At 37.4% G+C, this 25,529-nt stretch carries 17 protein-coding genes; 13 read left to right on the forward strand and 4 right to left on the reverse strand.

The window, feature by feature from the left end; all coding sequences use genetic code 11:
* Positions 1–113 precede the first annotated feature (113 nt).
* From mnmE to ACA100_RS05825, 4 genes are all read left to right on the forward strand, one after another.
* Positions 114–1,442 carry a tRNA uridine-5-carboxymethylaminomethyl(34) synthesis GTPase MnmE gene (gene mnmE, locus ACA100_RS05810; protein ID WP_481079107.1) on the forward strand — a complete coding sequence of 443 codons (1,329 nt, stop codon included), beginning with the start codon at positions 114–116 and terminating at the stop codon, positions 1,440–1,442.
* Positions 1,443–1,567: 125 nt separating this feature from the next.
* A complete protein-coding gene (locus tag ACA100_RS05815; protein ID WP_481079024.1) occupies positions 1,568–2,968 on the forward strand; it encodes an FAD-dependent oxidoreductase in 1,401 nt (466 codons plus the stop codon).
* A 327-nt stretch (positions 2,969–3,295) separates the two neighbouring features.
* Positions 3,296–6,820, forward strand: a complete 3,525-nt coding sequence (locus ACA100_RS05820) for a pilus assembly protein (RefSeq protein WP_481079025.1) — start codon at positions 3,296–3,298, stop codon at positions 6,818–6,820.
* A gap of 175 nt (positions 6,821–6,995) precedes the next feature.
* Positions 6,996–10,544 (forward strand): pilus assembly protein, encoded by a 3,549-nt coding sequence (locus ACA100_RS05825; protein WP_481079026.1) that lies wholly within the window; start codon positions 6,996–6,998, stop codon positions 10,542–10,544.
* A gap of 63 nt (positions 10,545–10,607) precedes the next feature.
* Here the strand turns inward: ACA100_RS05825 and radA are convergent, their stop codons facing one another.
* Entirely contained in the window at positions 10,608–11,987 is a 1,380-nt protein-coding gene (gene radA / locus ACA100_RS05830) for a DNA repair protein RadA (protein WP_481079027.1), read from the reverse strand.
* Positions 11,988–12,589: 602 nt separating this feature from the next.
* Here radA and hfq point away from each other — a divergent pair.
* The 7 genes from hfq (at position 12,590) to ACA100_RS05865 (ending at position 20,013) form a co-directional block, all read left to right on the forward strand.
* Positions 12,590–12,856: an RNA chaperone Hfq gene (gene hfq / locus ACA100_RS05835; protein ID WP_481079028.1), complete on the forward strand. Its 267-nt coding sequence runs from the start codon at positions 12,590–12,592 to the stop codon at positions 12,854–12,856.
* A gap of 56 nt (positions 12,857–12,912) precedes the next feature.
* Entirely contained in the window at positions 12,913–14,202 is a 1,290-nt protein-coding gene (gene hflX, locus ACA100_RS05840; RefSeq protein WP_481079029.1) for a ribosome rescue GTPase HflX, read from the forward strand.
* 80 nt (positions 14,203–14,282) lie between these two features.
* Positions 14,283–15,572, forward strand: a complete 1,290-nt coding sequence (gene hflK / locus ACA100_RS05845; RefSeq protein ID WP_481079030.1) for an FtsH protease activity modulator HflK — start codon at positions 14,283–14,285, stop codon at positions 15,570–15,572.
* 20 nt (positions 15,573–15,592) lie between these two features.
* On the forward strand, positions 15,593–16,477 hold the full coding sequence (gene hflC, locus ACA100_RS05850; protein WP_481079031.1) for a protease modulator HflC: 885 nt from the start codon (positions 15,593–15,595) through the stop codon (positions 16,475–16,477).
* Positions 16,478–16,552: 75 nt separating this feature from the next.
* Positions 16,553–17,845 (forward strand): adenylosuccinate synthase, encoded by a 1,293-nt coding sequence (locus ACA100_RS05855; RefSeq protein ID WP_481079032.1) that lies wholly within the window; start codon positions 16,553–16,555, stop codon positions 17,843–17,845.
* 185 nt (positions 17,846–18,030) lie between these two features.
* Complete coding sequence (locus ACA100_RS05860) at positions 18,031–19,392, forward strand: phosphohexomutase domain-containing protein (RefSeq protein ID WP_481079033.1); 1,362 nt, start codon at positions 18,031–18,033, stop codon at positions 19,390–19,392.
* A 24-nt stretch (positions 19,393–19,416) separates the two neighbouring features.
* Positions 19,417–20,013 (forward strand): Smr/MutS family protein, encoded by a 597-nt coding sequence (locus tag ACA100_RS05865; RefSeq protein ID WP_481079034.1) that lies wholly within the window; start codon positions 19,417–19,419, stop codon positions 20,011–20,013.
* On the opposite strand, the gene gltS is transcribed toward ACA100_RS05865, so the two are convergent.
* Genes gltS through ACA100_RS05880 form a run of 3 tightly spaced genes read right to left on the reverse strand, consistent with a single transcriptional unit; the run spans position 20,001 to position 22,909 of the window.
* The gene (gltS, locus tag ACA100_RS05870) at positions 20,001–21,209 is read right to left on the reverse strand and encodes a sodium/glutamate symporter (protein WP_481079035.1); all 1,209 of its coding nucleotides are present in this window, start codon (positions 21,207–21,209) and stop codon (positions 20,001–20,003) included. The two genes, ACA100_RS05865 and gltS, sit on opposite strands and share 13 nt — an antisense overlap.
* Positions 21,206–22,153 (reverse strand): formimidoylglutamase, encoded by a 948-nt coding sequence (gene hutG / locus ACA100_RS05875; protein ID WP_481079036.1) that lies wholly within the window; start codon positions 22,151–22,153, stop codon positions 21,206–21,208. The genes gltS and hutG overlap by 4 nt, the downstream gene beginning before the upstream one ends.
* Positions 22,154–22,183: 30 nt before the next feature.
* The gene (locus ACA100_RS05880) at positions 22,184–22,909 is read right to left on the reverse strand and encodes an IclR family transcriptional regulator (RefSeq protein WP_481079037.1); all 726 of its coding nucleotides are present in this window, start codon (positions 22,907–22,909) and stop codon (positions 22,184–22,186) included.
* A 157-nt stretch (positions 22,910–23,066) separates the two neighbouring features.
* On the opposite strand from ACA100_RS05880, the gene ACA100_RS05885 reads away from it, so the two are divergent.
* Together ACA100_RS05885 and ACA100_RS05890 are read left to right on the forward strand one after the other, a co-directional pair.
* Positions 23,067–23,615, forward strand: a complete 549-nt coding sequence (locus tag ACA100_RS05885) for a chorismate--pyruvate lyase family protein (protein ID WP_481079038.1) — start codon at positions 23,067–23,069, stop codon at positions 23,613–23,615.
* 73 nt (positions 23,616–23,688) lie between these two features.
* Entirely contained in the window at positions 23,689–25,527 is a 1,839-nt protein-coding gene (locus ACA100_RS05890) for an SLC13 family permease (protein WP_481079039.1), read from the forward strand.
* Positions 25,528–25,529: the final 2 nt, after the last annotated feature.

Consider the following 25,529-nt stretch of genomic DNA (forward strand, 5'->3'; position numbering starts at 1 on the left):
ATGATACTCCTTGCCTACGGCAAGGAGTATTGTTTTAAGGTATAGTTTTTAGTTTATTTGACATGAAATCTCCTATAATGGTGAACGTTGTAGGAGATTTTTTATATGAGGGAATCATGAAAGAGACAACCATTGCAGCGATTGCTTCAGGTATTTCTATTGGTGGTGTTGGTATAATTCGTATATCTGGGCCACAAAGCTATGAGATTGCTTTAAAAATTTGTCAAAAAGAGTCTTTAGCGGCACGCCATGCAACATTCACGCAATTTTATAATGGCGAAGATGAAGTGATGGATGAAGGGATTGCAATCTACTTTAAAGGGCCGAATTCTTTCACGGGTGAAGATTCTGTGGAATTGCAAGGTCACGGTGGCTTAGTTGTCTTAAATCGTGTTCTTAAGCGTGTTTATGAGTTGGGCGTGGAACCAGCTAAGGCAGGCGAATTTACTGAGCGTGCATTTTTAAATGGTAAATTGGATTTGGTGCAGGCTGAAGCGATCCACGATCTCATCATGAGCCAAAGTGAAGCACAAGCAAAAGCCGCAATGAACTCGTTATCAGGGCAGTTTTCTACACAAACTAGTTCTATCAGCGAAGCATTGATTCATCTGCGTGTATTTGTAGAGGCATCTATAGATTTCAGCGAAGAGGACATTGATTTCATCTCGGATGGCAATGTGATGGCACGTTTAAATGCTGTTGAGGCAGATATTCAAAAATTATTACAAAATGCTAATCAAGGTAAGTTATTAACAGATGGTTTAACCGTTGTGTTGGCGGGTAAGCCTAATGCAGGTAAATCCAGTATTTTGAATGCATTATCTGGTGAAGAGAGCGCAATTGTTACGGATATTGCAGGTACAACGCGTGACACATTAAAAGAGAGCATCATCATTCATGGTTTACCATTGCACATCATTGATACAGCGGGTTTGCGTGAAACTCAGGATATTATAGAGCAAGAAGGCATCCGTAGAACGCGTGAAGCGATGAAAAAAGCAGATTTGATCTTATGGATACATGACGATCAAGATCAAAACGTGGAACAGGATTTGCTTCTAGAATCATTAAATGCACCAATACTACATATCCGAAACAAGATCGATTTAACAGGTACAGAAGTTGGTCGCGTTGAAGATACAATCATGTTATCCGCTAAGCGTGCAGATGGCATTGAGTTATTGAAAGATGCGATTGTAGAAGCTGTACAATTTCAACCAAGCCAAGGTATGTTCAGTGCAAGAGAGCGCCATTTAGTCGCATTGAGAGAAAGTTTAGAGCATTTAAATGTAGCTAGAAACTTGTTACAAGAAGGCCATAGCATTGATCTTGTGGCGGAAGAAATCCGTTTAGCGCAGGATGATATTGGTCTCATTACGGGCCGATTCACAACAGATGAATTATTGGGTGAAATATTCTCAAGCTTCTGTATTGGAAAGTAGCTTAGATAATTGACTACTTATTGACAACTTTTCATTCGTCATGATTATTAAATTTCTTTTGAGAAAAAATATGGTTCAAGTATTATATGAAAGGTTGTCGAGTCAACTCTGAATGGAATGGGGATATGAAAAAATTTGATGTATTAATCATAGGTGGTGGCGTTTCTGGTACGTCGCTTTTATATCAATTGTCACGTTTTACGGACCTAAAAACGATAGGTTTGATGGAACAATATGATGCAATTGCTTCTGTCAACTCACAGAGCTTCAATAATAGCCAAACAATTCATAAAGGCGATATTGAAACAAATTACACGTACGAAAAAGCAAAAGCGACAAAACGTACAGGTAACATGATTGTTAACTATGTAACTAAGTTGGCAGAAGAAGATCGCAGTGGCATTGTGGCTAAATACCCAAAAATGGTTTTAGGTGTGGGTAAGGAAGAGTGTGATGGCTTAAGAGAACGCTTTGAAGAATTTAAATCCCTTTTCCCAAATTTAAAAGCATTAGATCGTGAAGGTATTCGTGCGATTGAGCCAAAGATTGTTGAAGGTCGTCCTGAAGATGAAGAGATCTTTGCATTGGGTGCATTAGATGAATATGTAGCATGTAATTACCGTGCATTATCAGAATCTTTTGTCAAAGAAGCGAAGAAAGCCGCGGATAATCGTGAAGCTGATTGTGACATCATGATGTCCACGAAAGTGACTGATATTAAAAAAGTTGGCGATGTGTTCCAAGTACATACAGCGAATCCAAAAGTGGGCGTTGTAGAGGCTAAATATGTTGTTGTATCTGCATGTGGTCATTCATTACTATTTGCTCATAAAATGGGTTATGGTTTGGATTTAGCATGTTTACCAATGGGTGGTTCGTATTATTTCACTCCAGAAGTATTGAATGGTAAGGTTTACACAGTTCAAAACCCTAATTTACCATTTGCAGCTGTGCATGGTGATCCTGATATTGCTGTGCCTGGTAAAACACGTTTTGGACCAACAGCGATTGCTTTGCCTGTATTAGAGCGTCGTAATTTGAAAACATTTGCAGATTTCTGGAAAGTTTTCAGTTTTGCGCCTAGTACAATGTCTGCACTTTGGAAGTTGATGAAAGTGAAGGATATTCGTAACTATACATTGACAAATTTCTTGTATGAAATTCCTTATGTACGTGAGCGTCTTTTCTTAAAAGAGATGAAAAAGATTATCCCTTCATTAGAAATCAATGATGTTAAGTTTGCAGATGGATTTGGTGGTATTCGTCCACAAGTGATTGATAAAAATCAACGTAAATTGATCATGGGTGAAGCGAAAATCAATCCAGGAACAGGCATTGTATTTAACATGACACCATCGCCAGGTGGTACATCATGCTTGGGTAATGCTGAAAAAGATATGTACTTAATTGCTAACTTCTTGAAATGTAACATTGATAAAGAAGCATTTGATGAAGTGTTATTAAGTGGTGAGGTTGATTTATTAGAAATTGATAGACCAGATGAAGGTTCTTTGGTAGAAGTGTAATAGCATTTTTATCATTTGAAGTATAAAATCCTACGCATGATCGCGTGGGATTTTTTTTTGATTATTGTCAGCTTTTCATAAATTAACATATCTATACGAATAGTGCTTGCAGTGTATTTTTGTATGAAAAAATTAATAATCAATTGTTTTTAAATGGTTATTAATAAAGATCATTATTGTTCCAATAAAAATATTCATTAGAGCTTGAAATAACAATCACATAAAATCATCACTAGTAATTTTCTGTGTATAGAGCATTATTAAGTTAAAATGTTTAAATACGGTATGATTAATTAATAAATCTCTAATAATTGCGTGAGTAATACTATGAAATATCAAAAAATATCGACAAAAAAATTATTGTTTCTAGCAACTTCCATAAGCACTATGGCTTTTGCTAATGCAAATTCATTTGAGCCATCTACAACGCCTATTTTCAGTACGCCTCAGGCAAGGCCAAATATTCATATGATGTTGGATGATTCAGGATCTATGAAAGAGGTTGATGTTATGGCTCCGGAGCATTTTTTTGGATTCGGGCAACCAGCTTGTGAACCTGGACTGCAAGATCAAGCATGGCATGAAGAGCGCAAGCAAAACAATGAATATGACCCTTTTCAAGATGGTAGATATCTACCGTGGGATAATAGTAAGGCTAATGGTGGTTTGATTAATAGCCAAAAAAAACCACCGAGAATAATGAATTGTGCATATGTAGCACGTAATGTTGCTTTAGATCATGCCGTTCAGACGCTTTTACGTAAATATAAGGAAGCGGCTTATTTAGGCATTTCAGTATTATGGCAAGTGAATAATGGTAATGTTGGAGATGAAGATGATAGTCTGATTCGTTTACCATTAAAAGATTATTCTAAGTTACCTAGTCAGGCATTTGAGGATCAGGTTATTACACCGATTTCAAGGTTAATTCAAAAATCTCCAGGTAGTACTCCTTTATATCCAGCTGTCTATGAAGCTATCAAAATGCTTAGGGGGCAGCCTGTCACAATATTTGGTGTGAATTTTGAGGGATATCTGTGGGGACAGCCACATAAGCATCTGAAACAGGATAGTAATGGTAAGGATTATTATGAATACAAGTTATTCGAAACACCGTTGCGTTATCGTTGCCAGCAAACACATTTAGTTATTATGACAGATGGGGAGCCGAACACTCATAATCTATGGGGATTAGATCCTGATGATGGTATAGAATCTGCTTTTATATTACCTATCTATAATGTCTCACCCATGTTGGTTAATGGTGTCAAGGTTAGTGATACAACTAGATATTTGACAGGAAAGCAAATCGGTCAAATAACTGCAAAGGCAGATTTGCGTTATGGGTATAAACCTATTTATAAAAATGGGCAATGGGTGGAAAAAGAATTAGATGATGCAGGTAAATCATGGACTGATGAATTATCATCTGCCATGCCAATCATTACACATAGTGTCAGTTTGTTTGTGGATCCTCTATCTCGAGTATATCTAGATATGACTGAGCCAACGGGTGGAATGAATTTAGGCTTTGCTAAAGATCAAGGTAATGCGGAAGATCTATTACTAGCCTTTGATACGATATTTTCTTCTATCATTAGAAGCACAAGTAGCACAATGTCTACTAACGATAGAAAGAATTCAGAGGTGCTAGAAGGAAAGCCAGAGGATTCTAATGGGGTGGATTTATCTAAAGTTGGTACGATTCGTTATGATACGACTTATAATTTTAACCAACAAAAGGGTAATATTCGTGCAATGGTCCCTTATATTTCTGAATATGTCACGGTTGATGGTGAGCAAAAACCTATGATTGATGTCATGGAATTATGGAATACTGACGATACTATTAAACCTGAACAGGGTAATTATGTAACATTTTTGGCATCTAATAATGGGAAGTTAACACATTTATCTGATCCTGATGTTAAGAAACAGTTTAAAGCTATCCATGATGAAGATAGATATGGTGAAAAATTTAATGATGAGTATATATCATGGTTGACAAGCGGTGGGCAGTACGATGGTGGTCATGGCTTAAGATCACGTTTACGCCCAATGGGAAGTGTTACCAATTCTGACTTGGTGTTGGCAAATAAAGATGTGTTAAATATCAATATTTCTAAAGATAAGATGAATAGATCTTTGGCTGAGGAATTGGTTGAATATTTAAAATATAAGGTAAAAAATCAACCCGCAAACTATTTAATTGTTTCTGATAATGATGGTTTTGTTAATTTTGTAAATGCACAACGTGGTTTAAGTGGAAATGAGAAAGCAGGTGCAAGAAATACTGCTTATTTTCCTCAATTATTGGCGCATCGTTTAGCGGAAATTTCAGGTGAAAATCGTCCTGCGACATTAGTTCTAGAAGGTAAAACTAAATTATCAGATGTGAAAGTTCATCAAAAAGATAAGAAGAATATATACGCAACTATTGGTTTAACGTCTATGGGCAGTGGTGGTAAAGGTGTTGTGGGATACCGAATATATGGTGCGACAGAAAACTTAAATGCGTCAGGTAATGATGAGTTAAAAGCAATCACACCATTATTTGAAATTACTAATGAAGGCCCTGAAAAATATAGAACTTCTGGTTTTAAAGATTTAGGTTATACATATTCTAATTTTGAGGTGTTTAATCAAATTAATAATGGTAAACCTCGTGCAGTTGCTGTATTTGGTAATGGCTTTGGTGTAGATAAATCTATTTTGTATTTTATTGATGCGTATACTGGCGAAAAATTACATGAGATTGTTCTAAGCCATAAAGGTGGTGGTGCCGCGACACCATCCATTGTTGTGCGTGCCTCAAGTGATGGTCAGGCGCTTGATCGTATTTATGTTGGTGACTATTCTGGTTCGATGTACAAGATTGACTTCAACGGGAAAGATTTTGATGACGGTGGGGCAACTGTAACGGCCTTATTTAAGGCATCAACTCAGCCAAATAATGAAGGGCAGTCTGCAATCTCAGTGAAGCCATTAGTGACTAAGAATAAATCGACAGGTTTATACAGCGTAGCATTTGGTACAGGGAATGCGACAAGTCATCGATTAGATCGTGGTGATAACTCTTTGGTGGAGCATAGTATTTATAATGTGACTGATCATAATAATACATCTGGCTCTTCAACAGAGACTGTCAGCTTGTTGACGAAATCATCCACAGTTTTAACGCCTTTATTGACGATTAATGATTTGAATGTTGGTAAAGTGAATTATGCAGATGGTTCTAATATTGATTATTACTCTGAGGAAAAACATGATTTAGTCATTACAGCCCCTGATTCTAGTAATCAAAATGCTAATCGTAATGGATGGGCAATGCGTTTAGTGGCTGATGGCAATAAATCGGGTGAACGTACGATTCAAAATGCCAAATATGATTCAGCAGGTAATAATATTGTCTTTGTTACATGGGGAATTAAGGAAAGAGATACAGGATATGTTGTTGGTGATCTGTATGACCCATGTTTATCTGATTCTGCATTTGGTAAGGTATTATCGTTTGATGCTAAAACAGGTAAGTCATCTGGTAAAGGGGGGATTTATAATCAAGGGTCAACTGGAACAGCTGAAGGCGGCTTGACGGGAGATGGTATCTTGGAAGATCCTGAAGGCAATAGTATGACCGATTTAAATGAGTTAGATCCAAATTTAGAGGATGAATTGACAGAAATTATCGGAGAAGATGATAGTAGCTATACATCTAATGATGAACAGCCCAATTTGCATTGTATAGGCGATATTTTTGGTCGACCAGAATGTGTTGAATCAGAAATCATTGAAAAGAAAGCACCGCTACAAAAAGGACGTATAGATTTCAAAAAAATTAACGCATATTATTGATCAATGAATTTATGAAAAGGTCCCGCTTTATGCGGGATTTTTTGTAAATTAAAAATTATAATTGTAGTTTATTTGTTTTATTGTGTTATTTAGTGTTAAATATATATTCCATTTGTATGGAAAGGGTTTGTATTTCATAGAATAATCAGAAAATCTCAAATAAAGTGTAAGTCATATGAAAAATTATAAATTATCTATAAAAGTGCTTGCTGTATTGGTTTCTTCTATAAGCATAACATCTGTTTCTATCGCCAATTCATTTGCTCCATCAACATCACCTGTATTCAGTACACCTCAAGCAAAGCCAAATATTCATATGCTTTTTGATGATTCAGCATCCATGAAGGCCAAAGATACAATCATGCCTGAGCACGCTTATAGTTTTGGTTCCCCCACCTGTAAAAGACAAACTTGGACATGGCATAATGATCGAAAATTGTTAGGGGAATACGATCCATTTCAAACGGGGCGTTATGTTCCATGGGATGATAGCAAAGCACAAAATGGACTCATTGGTGGTAAGAAAAAACCTCCAAGAATTATGGAATGTGCAGATGTAACGCGTACAGAAGCTTTAGATTATGCTTTTAAATCAGTCATGTATAAATATAGGGATAAGGCTTATTTGGGCGTTTCATTTCTTTGGCAGGTCAATGATGATGGCAGCAAAACTAAGGGTAATGGCTTAATCAGGCTGCCTATAGATGATTATTCAGGTTTATCTGATCAAGCATTTAAGTCTAAAGCGATTGATCCTGTATCTAAATTGATCAAAAATTCACCAGGTAATACTCCTATGTACCCAGCTGTTTACGAGGCTATTAAGATGTTTAGAGGCCAGCCAGTCACTGCATATGGTGTTAATGAAAGATTTACTCAATTTCCAGTTGTTAAAAAAGAGTGTAAAGGCGCCGCTTGCTATTATCCATATGTGCAACATCCAACACCTTTGCGCTATCGTTGCCAGCAAAATCACTTAATAGTGATGACAGATGGACAACCCAATGATTATAAAGTTTGGGGAATTGGTAAAAATGATGGCATGAGTACGTCTTGGCCTTCCAATAAAGATTTATATGTTAATGATGTGAATCAATCTGTTACCGCGAATACTACAGGTAGAAAAATGGGGGAGTTAACATCAAAAGTAGATTTACGAAAAGTGCATAAACCCATCATAAAAGATGGGCGATGGGTGGAAAAAGAAAAAGATGATGCTGGAAAAAGTTGGAGTGATGTACTATCCATTCCTATGCCAATTTTTACTCATAGTGTGAGTTTATTCGTTGATCCGAAATCAAGTATTTATACAGATATGACAAGTCCCACAAAGGGGATGAATCTAGGTTTTGCTAAAGGTGATGGTAATGCAGAAGATTTAATGTTGGCTTTTGATACAATTTTTTCATCCATCATAAGAAGTACTAGTAGTACTTTAGCAACCAATGATCGAAATAATGCTGATGTTTTAGAAGGTCGTCCTGTGATTTCAGGTGGAAATATTGACTTATCAACGGTTGGGACAATCCGTTATGATACAACTTATAATTTTAGGCAGCGCATTGGTAATATTCGTGCTGTCGTTCCCTACATTAGTGAATATAAAGAAGTCACGGGTAGTAAAAAGAAATTGCCAGTGGTTTCAACATTAGAATTGTGGAATACAAATACAACCATTAAATCTAATCAGGGACGTTATTTAACGTTTATTGACTCAGGTAAAGGGAATAATGGTACTAAATTTACTTATTTAACAGATGGGAGTGTTAATAAGCAATTTAGTCATATTTTTGATGCAACGAACTATGGTGTGAAATTTGATAAAAGCTATATCGATTGGCTAGTGGATTTTGAAAAAACAACACATCCTAATCAGTTAAGAGGACGATTGCAGCCAATGGGTAGCATTACAAACTCTAATATTGCTTTGGTCAGTAAAGATGTATTAAATATTAATGTTGTTAAAGATAAAATGTCTCGCAATTTAAGTAAAGAGTTAATTAACTATTTAAAATATAAAGCAAAACATCAACCTGCGAATTTATTGATCGTCACTGATAACGATGGTTTTATTAGCTTTATCAATGCACAACGCGGATTAACCAATGGTGAAAGAGCAGGTGAGCGTAATACGGCATATTTTCCACAATTACTAGCTCATCGACTCGATGAAATTGCTAAAGATAACAGAGAAGCGACGTTGGTCATTGAAGGTAAAACGAATTTGACAGATGCTAAAGTGTATCAGCAAACCGTTGGTGATATTTATGCAACCATCGGCTTAACAGCGATGGGCAGCGGAGGTAAAGGATTGGTTGGCTATAGAGTTTATGCTGCAACTCAGAAATCTGTTGATAATTCAGCCGCTCCAACACCTAATGTGACAAATACCATTGATAAAGTACTGCCATTATTTGAGATCACTAATGAAGGGCCTGAACAATATAGAACTAAAGGGTTTGAAAATTTAGGCTATACATATTCTGGCTTTGAGTTTTTTAATCGACTCATTGCACAGGGTAGTAATCAGAGAGGACAGGCGATTGCTATTTTTGGTAATGGTTTTGGTGTAGATAAATCGGTGTTGTACTTTATTGACGCTTATACAGGTGAAAAGCTCCAAGAGATTATTTTAAGTCACAATGGTGGCGGTGCATCGACGCCTTCAATTATCGTTCGTAATGATCCAACAGGCAATGGCCAGATTTTAGATCGCATTTACGTTGGGGATTATTCAGGGACTTTGTACAAAATAGATTTTAATGGTCAAGATTTCACAAATAAAGATGTCGTAAAGGTGACAGCTTTATTTAGAGCTTCTACATCGCCTAATAATCCTGGTCAATCTGCTATATCTGTTAAACCTTTGGTTGTGAAAAATAAATCGACAGGTTTATACAACATTTCATTTGGGACTGGAATCGCGGCGAGTCAAGAATTGGACCGAGGGAAAAATTCATTAGTCGAGCATAGTGTTTACAACATCATCGATCATAATCAAACATCTGTGGATTCAACTGCAACAGTGACAAATCTATTGCAGACAGGAAAGATCTTAACCCCGTTATTATCTAAAAATCATTTGAAAGTCGGTAAAGTGAACTATAAGGATGGTTCCAATATTGATTATCTTTCTGAAAATAAATACATTTTAGATATAGAAACACCAAAGGTTTCAGGTTCTGGGGCAGATGCTGGAAAATATGGTTGGCGCATGCGTTTATTGGCAGATGGTTCTAATTCGGGTGAAAGAGTGGTACAAAATCCTAAATATGATGCCAGAATAGATGCTGTTGTATTTGCAACTTGGGGAATTTATGAAAGAGATTTATCTTATTCAGTCAGTAATATCTATGATCCATGTTTAGCTGATGCAGCATTTGGAAAACTATTATCATTTAATATTAAAACAGGTGGTTCTTCTGGGAAAAAAGGCATTATGAATCAAGGCACAACTAATACAGCGCCAGGAGGAATTACTGGTGATGATATTGTGAGTGATCCTGAAGGTAATAGTTCAACGGATCTCAGCCAGTTGGACAGAGGCTTAGAAGAGGAAGTTGCAAGTATTATAGGCAAAGATGACAGTACATATACAACTGACCCAGATAATTTAGGTTACGAATGTTCAGGTGATATTGTTGGTCAATTGGATTGTGTTGGTGAAGAAAGACCTAAATTGCAATTATATAAAGGTCGAATTAGCATTCAAAAATTGATGTAAAATGTTTACATAAGAAGATCCCGCTTGATGCGGGATTTTTTATGTGCTGAATTTATGTCTGTGTTATCGGCTAATCTCTGACAAAGCATCAATCACTTCTGCCAATTTTGAGACAGAAATCACTTTAAAACCATTTTGTATCTGTCTTGGCGCATTGCCTTTAGGGATAATGGCTTGCTTGAATCCATGCTTGAATGCTTCTTTTAAGCGTTCTTCACCATTTGGAATGGGGCGAATTTCACCTGATAATCCAACTTCGCCAAAAATGATTAAATCAGAAGGTAAGATTTTATTTCTAAAGCTTGAATAAGCAGCAGCAATGACGGCGAGATCTGATGCAGTTTCAGTGACTTTAACGCCACCAACAGCATTGACATAAACATCTTGATCATTCATCGCAATACCAGCGTGGCGATGCAATACTGCCAACAACATGGTTAATCTTGCTTGTTCAATTCCTAGAGTTACGCGGCGTGGATAATTTCCGAAAGATTGATCCACTAAAGCTTGAATTTCCACTAAAAGTGGGCGCGTGCCTTCCTTTGTGACCATGATTACACTGCCTGCACTTGGCTCTTCATTACGGGATAAAAATATTGCAGAAGGGTTATTAACTTCACGTAAGCCTTTTTCCGTCATAGCGAAAATACCCAATTCATTCACAGGGCCAAAGCGGTTTTTATAAGCGCGCATAACGCGGAAGCGTGAACCCACTTCACCTTCAAAGTATAAAACGGAATCCACCATGTGTTCTAAAACTCTAGGGCCTGCGATGGCACCTTCTTTTGTGACATGGCCCACAAGAAAAATAGCTGTATTAGTACGTTTGGCATAGCGCGTTAATAACGCGGCGCTTTCCCTAACTTGTGCCACGTTGCCTGGCGCAGAATTAAGAAACCCTGTGAATATGGTTTGAATAGAATCAATAACCATAATTTTGGGGCCCAGTGCTTCTGCTGTTGCCACGATTTTTTCAACAGAAGTTTCTGATAAGATTTTTAGATCGCTTTGTTGAAGCGATAGTCGTTCGGCACGCAGGGCGATTTGACTAGGAGATTCTTCACCTGTTACATAGAGTACATCAAGTGTTTGACTAAAATGCACCATGGTTTGTAAAAGAATTGTAGACTTTCCAATGCCAGGATCGCCACCAATTAAGACTACGGAACCTGTGACAAGTCCATCACCCAGTACTCTATTGAGCTCCGTCAAACCAGTATCGTAGCGTTGGTGCTCTTCTTTTTTGATATTATTCAGTGTTTGAATTGCATTATTGCCAGCGGTACCCGCATAGCCAGATAATCTTGTCGAAGAAGGTAAAGTTTTTTCAACCAAAACCTCTTCAATGCTATTCCATTCTTGACAGTCTAAACATTGTCCAGACCATTTTTGTGTTATACTGCCGCAGGACTGGCACACAAACTGTTTTTTATTTTTACTCATAACAATATTAACTTAATCCATAAACAGAGATATAGATCATAACAATTTTTAGAATCGTTAGTTCTAATGTGATTTAAATATTTTCATTTCAAAATTAGATATTTCGTTGTATAAAAACTATATAATATTTGCGCATTTTTGAAAAAAATATAGAAAAAATAGAATATAACTTGACGTATAAGAAAATGGATCTAAGATGTCATATCTCTGAATTTGTAGATTTTAGTGACATCTATGATGAAGAGGGGCTTTGTAATAATTTAATATTTAAAATATGTAAATTAATGTTAAGGGTTTATAATATTTCAAAGTATGCAATATTACAAAGATTGATAAAAATAGTTGAAGATAATAACTGAATTATTGCAGATATGTTCTATACTTTTTTATCATCTAGATACAAACTGTGAAAAGTATTGACCTAGCTCGATATATTGATTGAAATTTTACTAGTTAACTTGCCAGTATTAGTCATTTTAATCAGAATGATGCTGAAATTACTTAGATATCATCTGAGTGAGACAATATAAAAAACACAGTCGTAAAAATAAAAGATGTAACAATTTTCTCAACAAAATTAATTATTAGTGAAGGATATAACAATGGCAAAATCACAATCTCTACAGGATCCATTCTTGAATGTGCTCCGTAAGGAAAAAATTCCCGTATCAATTTACTTGATCAACGGTATCAAATTGCAAGGGCAGGTTGAATCTTTTGACCAGTTCGTAGTTTTATTGCGTTCAAATGTTAGCCAAATGATCTACAAACATGCGATTTCTACAATCGTTCCAGCTCGTAGTATTCGCGTTAGCTTTGATGGCGAAGAAGCAATGTCAGAAGAGACAGAAGCTGAAATTACTATTTAATTCTTTGATTTAGAGTTTTATGGTAAAATTGAACTTTTGTGCGAATCATATAAAGAATGTTCGAAAACGAAAGTCAATCTAATCAAGGAGACCAAGCAATCTTGGTCTCTCTTCAATCTCAGCACTCTCATTCAGAAGAGATTAGCGAGTTCCAAGAGCTAGTTAAAGCTGCTGATGTCGTAGAGCTATCTTTGATTAAAGGTAAGCTCGCAGCACCGAATCAAAAATATTTCTTAGGGACAGGGAAAGTTGAAGAAGTCCGTGAAGCAGTTGTTGCATTGGGCGCCAACGTCGTTATTGTTAACCATGAGCTTTCACCCAGTCAAAATCGTAATTTAGAGAAATTTTTAAATGTCCGTGTGATAGATCGTACGGCGCTTATTTTAGACATATTCGCACAAAGAGCAGAAAGTTTTGAAGGTAAACTTCAAGTTGAGCTAGCACAGCTTACCCATATTTCTTCTCGTTTGGTACGAATGTGGACTCACTTAGATAGTTTGCGTGGTGGTAGCGTAGGATTGCGAGGTCCAGGTGAATCTCAGTTAGAGATGGATAAACGCATGATTGGTCTAAGGATCAAACAACTTAAAAAGAAATTAGAAAAAGTTCAACAAGTACGGGAGCAGGGGCAAGCTTTGCGTGATCGCTTAGGCGTACCTGTGATTGCATTAGTCGGTTATACGAATGCGGGCAAATCTAGTTTATTTAATCGTTTAACAGATGCGGGAACTTATGTTGAAGATAAGTTGTTTGCTACATTGGATCCTAAACATCGTACGCTGTTTTTGGATAATATTGGTGATGCAGTATTGGTTGATACTGTAGGCTTTATTTCTAAATTACCGCATGAGCTGGTAACAGCCTTCCATTCGACTTTGCAAAGTGCAGCAGATGCAGATTTATTGTTAGAAGTAGTGGATGCATCTGATCCTGAGCGAGAATTTAAAAGCGTGCAAGTTGCCCAAGTTTTGGAAGAAATTGGTGCAGATAAAGTGCCTAGAATTCAGGTGAATAATAAAATTGATTGTTTGGATGATGTTAAACCGCATGTCACTTATAATGATGAAGATTTACCTCAATCAGTTTGGATTTCTGCTGAGAAAGATTTAGGGATTCAATCATTAAAAGATGCAATCGCAATTTATTTTAAAGATCAGCACATTTCAAAAAATATTATATTGCCACCCTCCAAAGGTAGATTACGTGCTAAGCTATTTGAGCTCAATGCAGTAAAAAATGAATCTATCAATGAGCGTGGTGAGTTCGTTATCGAATTGTTAATGTCGAAGTCAGATTGGGATCGTTTGCAAAAATTGGATGCAGATGCCCAAAAATATCTCAATTAGAGATTTTAGATGCAATTTATGGCAAATATTGGTAATTTATTCCCACTTTTGTCTAAAAAATTCTTGAATTTAAGGGAAAAATGAAAGATAGCACTTTAGAAATGGCTTGGAATGAGCCAAAAGACCGTAATAACTCGGGTGGACAGCAAGAGCCGTCACGCGATCAAGATCAAAAGCCTAAGCAGGAAGATATGCCTGACTTGGATGTTTTGTTGAAGGATCTTAAAAATAAAGTATTGGGTAAATCTTCTCAACAAAATGGCGGTGACCACAATAATGGTGGTAATAATAATCGCACGCCAAATACGCCATTTAAAGGTGGTATCAGTGGCAAACTCATGGGATTGGGTGCTATTGGTGCATTCATCTTGTGGATGTTAACAGGGATTTATATTGTTGATACTGGTAACAATGCTGTTGTACTCTTTTTAGGTAAAGAGCAGGCCGTTACAGGGCCAGGTATGCATTGGCGTTTCCCATCGCCAGTGGGTGAACATCGCATTATCAATGTTGAAAATCGTTTCTCAGCAACCATTGGTGGACGCAATGAGACAATGATGTTGACAAAAGATGAGGCAATTGTGGATGTTCGCGTAGAAGTTCAGTACGAAATTAATCGTGCAGATCCTGCAAGTTATTGGTTTGCATCAACAAATCCTGATGAGATTTTACGTGATGTTGTAGAAAGTGCATTGCGTGAACGCGTTGGTCAAACGAGCTTGGATGCTATTTTGACATCTGGTCGTGCACAATTGGTTGCTGAAGTTAAAACTTTGGCGCAGCAAGTGTTAAATGGCTATAACATTGGTTTGAATATTACGAATGTGAACTTGGTAGATGCACAAGCACCTAAGCCAGTTCAAGCGGCTTTTACGGATGCAATTAAGGCTCGTGAAGATGAGCAACGTATGATCAATCAGGCAGAAACTTACGTGACAGATGTATTGGGTCGATTAAACGGTGAAGTAGAGCGCGAATTGGCGAAGGCAGAAGGTTATAAGCAAAGCGTGATTGCGAAAGCAGAAGGTGAGGCAAATCGTTTTGAATTGTTAAATAAAGCCTATGCACAAGCACCATCGATCACGCGTCAAAGATTGTATTTGGATGCTATGGAAACAATTTTTAAAGATACAAATAAAGTATTAATGAATACGCAAAGTAATAATTTAATGGTCTTGCCATTGGATCAATTATTACAAGGTAAGACTCAAGCAGATTCGGCAGCGGCTTTAGGTGCTAGTTCAGCAATGCCTTCACAAAAGGTGCCTGCTGTAGGTAGTTTGGTTTCACCATCCACAAGCCAAAATAGTCTATCTCAACAAGAAACCACTCAAGAGCGCTCGATTCGTAGTCGCCGTGATGGTCGTTAATTTAGGAAGTGAGAGAAAGCATGAATCAGAGAATTTCACAAATCGCCATTCTTTTAGCTGCTGTAGCATTTATTTTGACTAATTCCATTTATGTTGTTAAGCAATGGGAAACGGCAATTCGCTTACAGTTCGGTGTGGTTCAGGAAAATAACATTGGTCCTGGTTTGCACTTTAAAGTACCGTTTATCAATACAATTAAAAAGTTTGATCGTCGTTTACAAACCTTAGAAACTGATCCAGAACCATTTTTGACTTTGGAAAAGAAAAATTTGATTGTGGATACATTTGTTCAATGGCGCGTTGCTGATCCTAAAGTGTTTTATGAGCGTGTTCAAGGGAATGCGATGCGTTTGAATAGCTTATTAAAGCCTGTAGTGCAAGATAACTATCGTGCTGAATTTGCAAATCGTAATCTTCAAGAAGTTGTTGCGGGTTGGAATAGCGCAGAAGGTCAAACGGTGCGTGCAATAATTCAGAAAGATATTTTAGAGAATATTCGTGAGACAGGTAGTCAATACGGTATTGATATTGTAGATATGCGAATTAAAGGTGTTGAATTACCCAATGACGTTAAGCAAAGTGTTTATGATCGTATGAATACAGAGCGTGAACGTGCAGCGAAAGAATTCCGTGCACGTGGTGAAGCGACTTATATTGAAAAAGTTGCCAACGCAGATAAGGAGCGTCAAATTCGTTTAGCGGATGCTTATAAAAAAGCAGAAATTTTACGCGGTGAAGGTGATGCTGAAGCCACTAATATTTATGCAAAAGCATTTTCTGCAAATCCAGAATTTTATGAATTTAATCGTAGTTTAGAAGTCTATCAGAAAGGTATTAAGAAAGATGGTGACATCTTGATCTTAGATACAGATTCTGAGTTCTTTCAATATTTTCAGCCAAAGTAAGTAAGCGTGCGAAAACATCATTGAATTGAATTTCTTTTTTTTTTATTCAAAATTTGAAATCGGGGAATAAAACAAATGGGTAAGAATGTCATTGTCGTTGGCACTCAATGGGGTGATGAAGGTAAAGGTAAAATCGTTGACCTTCTCACGGAAAAAGCTACAGCAGTTGCACGCTTCCAAGGTGGTCATAACGCTGGACACACATTAGTTATCAATGGCGAAAAAACAATTTTACGTTTGATTCCATCAGGCATTTTGCGTTCTCATATCACATGTTATATCGGTAATGGTGTTGTATTGTCTCCAGTGGCTTTATTGAGCGAAATGGATGAATTGTTATCAAAGGGTGTGGATGTTGATAAGCGTTTGAAAATTTCAGAAGCTTGTCCATTAGTGATGCCTTATCATATTGCGATCGATTTAGCGCGTGAAGAAAAATTAGGTGTGAATAAAATTGGTACAACAGGCCGCGGTATTGGCCCAACTTATGAAGATAAAGTTGCGCGTCGTGCTATTCGTGTTGCAGATCTATTCTATCCAGAGCGTTTCAAAGAGAAATTAACTTTGGTGATGGATTACCATAACTTTGTATTGAAAAACTACTTTGGTAAAGAGCCTTTATCAGTTGAAGCTGTCTATAATGAAATCATGGCATTGGCACCACGTATTTTGCCGATGGTGACAGATGTATCAGAGGAATTGAACGCACTTCGTAAAGAAGGTAAAAGTGTAATGTATGAAGGTGCTCAAGGTACTTTCTTAGACATCGATCATGGTACATATCCATTTGTAACATCAAGCAATACATCAGCAGGTGGCGCGGCAGTTGGTACAGGTGTTGGTCCATTGTATTTTGATTATGTGATGGGAATTGTAAAAGCTTATACAACTCGCGTAGGTTCAGGTCCATTCCCAACAGAATTATTGGATGACGTAGGTTATGGCTTGGCAGAACGTGGTCATGAATTTGGTTCTGTAACTGGTCGTGCGCGTCGCTGTGGTTGGTTTGATGCGCCTGTATTGCGTCGCTCTGTAGAAGTGAATAGTATCTCTGGTTTATGCTTAACAAAATTAGACGTTTTGGATGGTATGGAAGAGATCAAAATCTGTATTGGTTATGAATTAGATGGTAAGCAAATCGATTATCCACCATACGGTGCTGATCGCTTTGCAGCTTGCCAGCCAATTTATGAATCTCATGCAGGTTGGACAGAAAGCACAGTGGGTGTTGCTTCATTTGAAGAGTTGCCAGTGAATGCACAAAAATACATTAAACGTATCGAACAATTGATTGGTGCGCCAGTGGATGTAATTTCAACAGGTCCAGATCGTTCTGAGACAATTGTATTGAAAGACCCATTTGCATAATGGTTTAAATGAATCAAAGCTATAAAAGGGTTATATTAATAACCCTTTTTTATTTAGTAAAAAATATCTAGCATTACCTGTGAAAATACCTATTCCGCCCGCGGGAAGGATAGGTATATTGATAGAGTTATTAAAGTTTAGGGATTTAAAGGCGATTGGATGGTCAATAAAACTGTGAGATTGATATGAGTGACATGAAATGTTTCAAAGCGTATGACATTAGAGGTATTGTACCGACAGAGTTGAATGAAGGATTTGCTTATGATTTAGGTCGAGCTTATGCTTCTGAGTTTCAACCAAAAAATGTTGTTTTAGGGCATGACATTCGTGAATCGAGCTTAATGTTATATTTATCATTGATGAATGGTTTATTAGATTCAGGTGTGGATGTGATCTTGTTAGGTTTATGCGGCACAGAAGAAGTGAGTTATCAAATATCTGCTTTAAAAACAGATGGCGGCATTATGGTGACGGCGAGCCATAATCCCATGAATTACAATGGCATGAAATTATCACTTAAAGATAGTGCGCCATTAGGGCAAGATACAGGTTTATGGCGATTAAAAGATCGAATGATGCAACAGAACTTTTCTCCGCTAACATTTGATGGTAAAGCTACTGAACATGATGATAAATCTGCTTACATTCAGCATCTACTCAGTTATATTGATATCGCTAATATTAAGCCTCTAAAAGTGGTTGCCAATACTGGTAATGGCTGTGCATCTTTGGCTTTGGAACAATTAATTCCGCATTTACCAATTGAATGGATCAAAATAAACTACGAGCCAGATGGCTCTTTTCCAAATGGTATTCCTAACCCTTTATTGCCAGAAAATCGTTTAAGTACATCTCAAGCTGTGATTGAGCATCAAGCTGATTTTGGTTTAGCTTGGGATGGTGATAATGATCGCTGTTTCTTCTTTGATCATGAAGGTCATTTCATCGAAGGTTATTATTTAATGGGATTGATTGCACGGCAGATGTTGATCAAATATCCTCAAGGTAAAGTTGTGATGGATGCTCGATTAACTTGGAATACGGAATATATTGCTGAAAAACATAATGGCGAAGCTGTGATGTCTAAAGGTGGGCATTCTTGCATTAAACAAACAATGCGAGAAGTGGATGCTGTTTATGGTGCAGAGATGAGCGGGCATCACTATTTTAAATCATTCGCATATTGTGATTCAGGAATGATTCCGTGGTTATTGATTGCTGAGTTATTATCAAGCTCTGATCGATCACTGAAATCATTGGTGGAAGAAAGTATTCACGCCTTTCCGTGTAGCGGAGAATTGAATTTTAAGGTTTCGGATACGGATGAAGTTTTGCGTTATTTGGAGAATTATTTTGTGGAAGATCAGCCATTAAAGGAAACCTTGGATGGTTTAACGCTCATTTTTCCAAAATGGCGTTTTAATGTGCGAGCATCGAACACAGAGCCATTATTGAGATTAAATATCGAAACACGAGGTGATGTTAAGCTGTTACAAGAAACGCAGGCATTATTAAAACAGTTGATTCATCTATATGTTATTGCATGATTTTGACTGGGATATGGGATAGTTATGGCGGATGATTACCAAAAAACACTGAAATCACTGAAGAAAACAATGCGAAAGCAGGAAGAGCAAAAGAAAGCCTTGAAGTCTGTGAAAAAATTCGCGCCAAAAACTCTAGATTTTGCAGAGTTAATGAAAGATGTAAAGCGTATTGAAAGTGATACTGTGATTTTACAGCCCAATCGTAAACCGATTCGTGTTAAGCCTGATGTAGAAGAAATAGAGTATGACTATTTTTTTGTGGGTGAATCTTATGAAGAAATACCGAAAAGTCACTCTAAAAATGGGCAGGGCAATCGTGATATTCAAAAGCTACTAGAATACAATTTTCCTGTTGTGTCTAATTTAGATTTGCATGGTGTGAAATTGGATGGTGTCGATGAATTACTCACGGAGTTTTGCCATTATGTGCAATCCAAAGGTGTTTGTGGTCGGATCATTCATGGCAGTGGATTGGGCTCTAAAAATTCAACGCCAGTTTTGAAAAATAAAGTACGTTTATGGTTGTATGAGTATTCAGAGGTTTTAGCTTATACAGAAGAAAAGCACAACGATGGCGCTGTGCTTTTCTTGTTAAAACGTAAAATGTTTTATGAGAAGTAGTTGATCAACCAAGTGTGATATGGAATTGCTACGATATCGATCAATACAGCACCACTCAATGGTACGATCATTAATGCACGTGTTGAAATCGTTTTGTAATGATCGCAGACAGATGTCATGTTTGCCATTGCATTTGGCGTTGCACCTAAACCATGTCCCATTAATCCTGAACACATTACTGCTGCATCGTAATTTTTGCCAAGTACACGGAATACGAAGAATACAGTGAATAATAAGAGCGTGACAACTTGTAAGAATAGAATGATAAACAACGGTAAGGCAATGTTTTTGAGATCCCAAATTTTCAATGACATCATCGCCATTGTTAGGAATAACCCCAAAGAAACACCTGAAATTAGATCTATAGATTTTTGATTTAATTCAAATACTTTGACCGAATCATTGAAGTTACGAACGATGATTGCAATGATCATTGCGCCAACGTAACCAGGTAATGAAAAACCTGTTGCTGCTGTGAACTGTGCTGAACCCCAGCGGCCCACAACCATAATGCCTAAGATAACCGCTAACATTTTTAAGAATGCATTGACGTCAATTTCTTTGACAGTATTTGCTAAAGTTTTTGGTTCTGCATTGTAGTTTTGTCCATCATCAATCGCTTCAATTTTAACATTGTGACGTTTGATAAGGAAACGTGCAACAGGTCCGCCGAGCATGCTGCCTGCGATTAAACCGAATGTTGCTGCTGCAATCGCTGCAACTGCTGCTGATTGATGCCCTAAATCTTCTGCCATGCCGCCAAATGCAGCTGCACCACCATGTCCACCTGTTAAAGATACAGAGCCTGCCATGACACCAATGATGGGATCAATGCCCAGTGATAATGCAACGCCTAAGCCAAATGTGTTTTGGAATAGCGCTAAGAACCAGCAAATGCCTAAATAGATGAGTAATAATTTTCCGCCACTTTTTAAAATACGGAAGCTGCCATCAATACCAACTGTGGTAAAGAATGCCACCATTAAAAAGCTTTGTAGGCTTGTGTCAAATTTGAATGTGGCGATTTCAAAACTGCGCAGTGCCCAGATGATTAAGCTGACTAAAAAGCCGCCGACAACAGGTGCAGGAATACAGAATTTTTGTAGCCAATTGATGCGTTTTTTGAGGTAAATCCCTAGTAACAGACAGATCACTGTGAGTAATAGAGTGCTCATAGAGTCAAGTTGTAAAGTCATGATGGCTCCTTGGAAACAATGTGGTGAATAAATTGATAGACAATAAAAGCAGCCAATTTGCTTGTGCGGTTGTCGATGTCAAACTGAGGATTGCATTCAACAATGTCGAGCAAGCGAACTTTATCGCTATTTAAAATGGTTGTGAAAAGTGCTTCAAACACTTCCAAATTAAGCCCGCGGACAGCAGGAGCGCTGACGCCAGGCGCGAGATAACTTGGGAAAACATCCAAGTCAATGGTGATGTAAATGTGATCAATGTTGCTCATAAATTGCTGGATTGCATTCATTGCATTTGAAAGTTGATCACTGGTTAAAGCACGATCGAGTAAATAAGTGACATTTAAGCGATCAGCTGTTTCAAACAATGCTTTTGTATTCCCATGTTCGGCAATACCAAGACACATGTAATGAAAAGGTTGTTGATGGGCTTGAGCAAGCTCTGCCGCATTTAAAAAAGGTGTTCCGCTAGTGTTATGATCAGCTTTACGTAGATCAAAATGGGCATCGAAATTAATGATGCCAACAGTTTCATTCGGATGATGTCGTTGAATGTGATTGAATATGCCTTGGAAGCTTCCAAACGCAGTTTCATGACCGCCGCCCAAAATGATTGGTGTGATGTTTTTCGTTAACAATTCACCAATTTTTGTGCCAAGTTCCGTTTGTGCTGTTTCTAATTCACCATCATTGCATTCGATATTGCCAAAATCTGAAATATTGAATTCATTGTGAATCGGTAAGCTTGCCATTTGGCTACGAATAATGTCTGGTGCATTATAAGCACCTAATCGACCTTTATTGCGACGAACACCTTCATCGCTTTTGAATCCTAATAATCCAAACTTAAATGACGATGTATATTCGTTATTCATGAGTTGGAAAAATCGGCGATGAATGGCTTCGTCACCATCAAATCTGCCTGACCAAATGAATGGATCAGCCATAAACTACTCCTTAAAACTAATAAAATGTCATCAATCGCAATGAATGATGGATGTGATGGATTGTGCGCTGGATAGTACAGCTTTGATCCATTCAGATTCTTTGGCTTGTGCCCGAAAGTGAGGTGCCATGATTGTGACAACTGCAATGCAGCGTTGATGTCTGTAAATAGGTGCAGCGATACCAAGTACGCCAGGATCAATTTCACCGACGCTTTTGCCATATCCTTGTTGTTGAATAGTGGTTAACTCAGCTTTCAGTGCATTTTGCTTTTCCATGTTTGTAGGAAAAGCATGATCAATGATCAAATCTCTTGTGGCTTCCTCTTGGAATGCCAATAATGTTTTTCCACTTGCGCCAGAAGTTAAAGTATTGACTCTTCCAGGCAAGAATGAGCAGCGCAGTGCTTGAGCACTTTCAATCATCTTAATGCAGATGGTTTCTCTGTAATCTGCCACAACTATGGCCGCAGATTCTCCTGTAATGTTTGATAGTGACATCAATGCGCTATCTACTTCAGTGCCAAAAAGTGAATATTGTTGATTCAGCTGTTGGCCTTTTAGGCTTTGTGCGCCTAAAGTATATGCACCATATTTGGATGATGCTGTGACAAATTCCCATTCTATAAGAATGTTTAAAATTCTATAAACCGATGAAATCGGAATATCTAAGTCTGCTGCAATACTTTTAGGAAAGACAGGCTTACCACAAGATGCAATGTAAGACAGTATGTTTAGTAAACGATCAGTGCTTTTCATTGTGTGTTCTCCAGGTTGAACAATAGCAATGAAAATTTAATATGACAAAAGAAATTCTCATAATGTGAGAAAAATATTTATTTTATGTAGTCGTTTTGAATTTTTTAAGATGGGATATAATGCAAAATGAGAAATTAGAGAGAAAGGATTAACTCCCGTGTTTAGACGAAAATGGCATGATCAGACTCAATTAATTGGCTTATTGAATCAATATGATTTTGAGGTGGATGATTATCAGTCATTATTAGAAATTCAATCTTTAACTCAGGGATTGGAAAAGCTGAATCCTAATTTCAGCGTTGAATTATTGAGTTTAGCTGAAATTCTTGCGCCGAATTACCCTAATATTTTGCCTGAACTCAAACAGCGTCCCAATTATTTTAGTCGACAAGTGATTTTGAAATTGGATGAACAGCCTGTGATTTGGGCTGAAAGTTTATGTGATGTGGATAGCCAGTTTTGGTGTGAATATTTGAATTGTGGTACTCAATCATTGGGGCGAAAATTATTTGATGGTCATAATGAGATTACGCGTACAAATTTTGTATATCGTGCATTTGAAATGTATGAATTACCATTCATTTTGCCAGAAAAATTTTGTGCGGAACATGTGATAGCAAGGCAGTCTATTTTTACTTATCACCATGAAGATCTCTGTTTAACAGAGTGGTATTTGCCAAATTTAAACCAATTCATGTCAAAATGAAAATAAAGCATGAAAGGGTAAAAGAAATAACTATAATGCTTAATAAACCTTACTGATAAAAGAAAAAACAACTATGTCTCAAGAATTAATGATTGTATTAGCACTACTTCTAGTGGCGATCACAGCTTTTATGATAAATAAACCGCGCATGGACGTTGTGGCAATCTGCGCGCTTTTGGCATTGCCAGTTTCAGGTAGCGTTACTTTGGAACAAGCGTTGGCGGGTTTCAGTGATAGCAGTGTCATTATTGTGGCCGTATTTTTTATCATTGGCGATGGTCTAGTGCGTACAGGTGTCGCCTTTAAAGTGGGTGATTGGCTCGTTCGACAATCTAAAAATAGTGAGACAAGATTAATTGTATTGCTAATGATTTCTGTGGCTTTATTGGGTTCTGTTATGAGCTCAACAGGTATTGTGGCGATTTTTATCCCCATTGTGTTAAGCATTGCGACTAAAATGAAAGCGGATACGCGCCGATTAATGATGCCATTAAGCTTTGCAGGTTTAATCAGCGGTATGTTGACATTAGTGTCAACTGCGCCAAACTTAGTGGTTTCTGCTCAGTTGCAGCAAGCAGGACATCAATCATTTGAGTTTTTCTCTTTTACACCGATAGGTTTAATTATTTTATTTGTGGGCGTTTTTTATATGTTATTTGCCCGTAGATTTTTAGGTAAAAGCAGTACTGACAATGACGGCAAGACAAAAGATGCTCGAGTACATATTGAAGATTTAGTGAATCAATATAATTTGAAAGGTCGCAATCACCGTGCACGCATTGGTGCAGGTTCGCCTTTGGCAGGAAAACGCTTGTCGGAACTACATTTAAGAGAAAATCATGGTGCAAACATTATCGCGGTTGAGCGACGTTTAAGTCGTATGAAAAATGTAGTTTTGGATGCGGTTTCGGATCGTGTTTTGCAGGAAAATGATATTTTATTATTCGATTTTTTCTATCCTGAAAAAATTAATGAATTTTGTTTGGAATTCAAATTGATGTCATTGCCATTATTGAGTAGTTATTTTAATGAACATGCGCGTGAAATTGGCATGGTGGAAGTGACAATTCATCCTGACTCTAAGCTGATTGATAAAACAGTTTTGGAGAATGCATTTAGATCTAATTACAACTTGAATGTGATTGGTATGAAGCGAAAAGGTGAAATTTTAGAAAGTGAATTGTTGAATGAGCGATTAAAGCAGGGCGATACTTTATTGGTTATCGGGATGTGGAAAGATGTTCGTCAATTACAAACCATGAAAGATGATTTTGTTGTGTTAACGATTCCTGCGGAAATTGATGAAGTTGCACCTGCAATGGATAAAGCGCCATATGCCATTGGTGTATTGATTGTGACGGTTGCATTGATGATTGCGGGCATATTTCCGACAGTATTAGTGGCGATCTTTGGTGCGCTGTTAATGGGCGCGTTTGGTTGTATTACGATGGATAGTGCTTATAAATCTATTCACTGGCCAAGCATTATTTTGATCGTGGGAATGTTCCCATTTGCGCTAGCATTACAGAATACAGGCGGTGTTGATTTAGCTGTAAAATTTTTATTGGAAATCGGTGGTGATGCAAGCCCTAGGATTTTATTGATGATGTTATTTGGCGTGACGGCAATCATCGGTTTATTCATTTCTAATACCGCAACGGCGATCTTATTGGCTCCGATCGCGATTCAAACAGCTGCAACCTTGGGTGTTTCACCTTATCCATTTGCGATGACGGTTGCCTTGGCTGCTTCTGCTGCATTCATTACACCAGTTTCTTCGCCTGTGAATACATTGGTGGTTGCGCCTGGTAATTATACATTTGGTGACTTTGTGAAAGTTGGTTTACCTTTTGCTATTATTGTGATGTTCATTGCTGTGATTTTTGTACCGATTTTATTTCCAATGGGGTAAAT

The organism is Wohlfahrtiimonas sp. XWW7 (genome assembly GCF_056716055.1).

Excerpts from the sequence above, each read along its gene's own strand:
- hflX (WP_481079029.1), top strand. The coding sequence starts at position 12,913 with ATGTTCGAAAACGAAAGTCAATCTAATCAAGGAGACCAAGCAATCTTG.
- ACA100_RS05820 (WP_481079025.1), top strand. The coding sequence starts at position 3,296 with ATGAAATATCAAAAAATATCGACAAAAAAATTATTGTTTCTAGCAACT.
- gltS (WP_481079035.1), bottom strand. The coding sequence starts at position 21,209 with ATGACTTTACAACTTGACTCTATGAGCACTCTATTACTCACAGTGATC.
- ACA100_RS05815 (WP_481079024.1), top strand. The coding sequence starts at position 1,568 with ATGAAAAAATTTGATGTATTAATCATAGGTGGTGGCGTTTCTGGTACG.
- ACA100_RS05890 (WP_481079039.1), top strand. The coding sequence starts at position 23,689 with ATGTCTCAAGAATTAATGATTGTATTAGCACTACTTCTAGTGGCGATC.
- ACA100_RS05825 (WP_481079026.1), top strand. The coding sequence starts at position 6,996 with ATGAAAAATTATAAATTATCTATAAAAGTGCTTGCTGTATTGGTTTCT.
- ACA100_RS05855 (WP_481079032.1), top strand. The coding sequence starts at position 16,553 with ATGGGTAAGAATGTCATTGTCGTTGGCACTCAATGGGGTGATGAAGGT.
- hfq (WP_481079028.1), top strand. The coding sequence starts at position 12,590 with ATGGCAAAATCACAATCTCTACAGGATCCATTCTTGAATGTGCTCCGT.
- hflC (WP_481079031.1), top strand. The coding sequence starts at position 15,593 with ATGAATCAGAGAATTTCACAAATCGCCATTCTTTTAGCTGCTGTAGCA.
- radA (WP_481079027.1), bottom strand. The coding sequence starts at position 11,987 with ATGAGTAAAAATAAAAAACAGTTTGTGTGCCAGTCCTGCGGCAGTATA.
- ACA100_RS05860 (WP_481079033.1), top strand. The coding sequence starts at position 18,031 with ATGAGTGACATGAAATGTTTCAAAGCGTATGACATTAGAGGTATTGTA.
- ACA100_RS05880 (WP_481079037.1), bottom strand. The coding sequence starts at position 22,909 with ATGAAAAGCACTGATCGTTTACTAAACATACTGTCTTACATTGCATCT.
- hflK (WP_481079030.1), top strand. The coding sequence starts at position 14,283 with ATGAAAGATAGCACTTTAGAAATGGCTTGGAATGAGCCAAAAGACCGT.
- hutG (WP_481079036.1), bottom strand. The coding sequence starts at position 22,153 with ATGGCTGATCCATTCATTTGGTCAGGCAGATTTGATGGTGACGAAGCC.
- ACA100_RS05865 (WP_481079034.1), top strand. The coding sequence starts at position 19,417 with ATGGCGGATGATTACCAAAAAACACTGAAATCACTGAAGAAAACAATG.